Below are 1,022 nucleotides of genomic sequence, written 5' to 3'. Positions count from 1 at the left end.
CTGATGCAGGCCCACGCCCGGAAACTGCAGACCGCCGAGGAAACCCGCACCCTCGGCCAACTCCGCGCCGACGTCTTCACCGACATGCTCCTGCGCTACCCCGACCACGCCTACCAACCCACCGTCCCGGACAACGGCACAACCACCATTGGCAGCGGCACCACCGCCGCGACAACAACCCTCAAAGCCGGCGCCACGACCGAACACGACACCGACCCGGCAACAACCCTCAAGGCCGGAGACGCGACCGAACACGACACCGACGCCAACAACACCATCACCAGCGGCACCGCCACCGAAAGAACGGCAACCCAGGACACCGACCCCGGGGAAACGACGGCCGGGGACACGGCCTCGGGCCACGCAGCCGCCGACGATGCGGCCGCCGGAAACTGTTCCTCCGGAAGCGGCGCCACCGGCAAGGGGTCCTGCACCTGCGGCGGCGGGAACACCACCGCGTCCGTCGCCGTCACCGCCCCGCTGACCACCCTGCTCGGGCTGGCCGAAGACCCCGGCGAACTCACCGGCTACGGACTGATCCCGCCCGAAATGACCCGCAACCTCACCGCACTGGCCAAATCCTGGCTCACCGTGCTCACCGACGACTACGGCCAAGCCATCGCCGCCGCCAAAGACCTGCGCACCCCGCCCGAATGGCTCAAACGCCTCGTCCGGCTACGCGACCGGCACTGCCGCGACTTCGGCTGCACCGTCCCCGCCGACCAATGCGAAATCGACCACACCATCGCCTGGGAAGACGGCGGCAAAACAGTTCCCGAGAACCTCACCGCCCGCTGCAAACCCGGCCACAAAACCAAACACCACGGCGGCGGCACCGTCACCCAAGACCACGACGGCACCCTTCACATCTGAACTGTGCTGGGTTTCGTAGAGGCTCGGGGACTGTGTAAATAACGGTGTATTCGGCTCGACACGCCGGGCAGTGGCCTGGCGGGGAGGAGCCGGACGTGGCCGCGACACTTGAGGCTGTGCCGAACAGCGAGAATCTGAGGAATCTGTCC

1 protein-coding gene is annotated in these 1,022 nt (G+C 67.3%); it reads left to right on the top strand.

Features of this window, described 5'->3' with window-relative positions:
* Positions 1–873, top strand: an 873-nt coding sequence (locus tag E4J89_RS19310) for an HNH endonuclease signature motif containing protein (protein WP_136787829.1), incomplete at its 5' end; no start/stop codon positions are given.
* Between the last annotated feature and the right edge of the window lie 149 nt (positions 874–1,022).

Source organism: Arthrobacter sp. CAU 1506 (genome assembly GCF_005047635.1).
In the GTDB taxonomy this organism is placed as follows: Bacteria; Actinomycetota; Actinomycetes; order Actinomycetales; family Micrococcaceae; genus Crystallibacter.
Note: the sequence above shows the minus strand (reverse complement) of the source record. Positions and strands in the feature narration are given on the sequence as shown.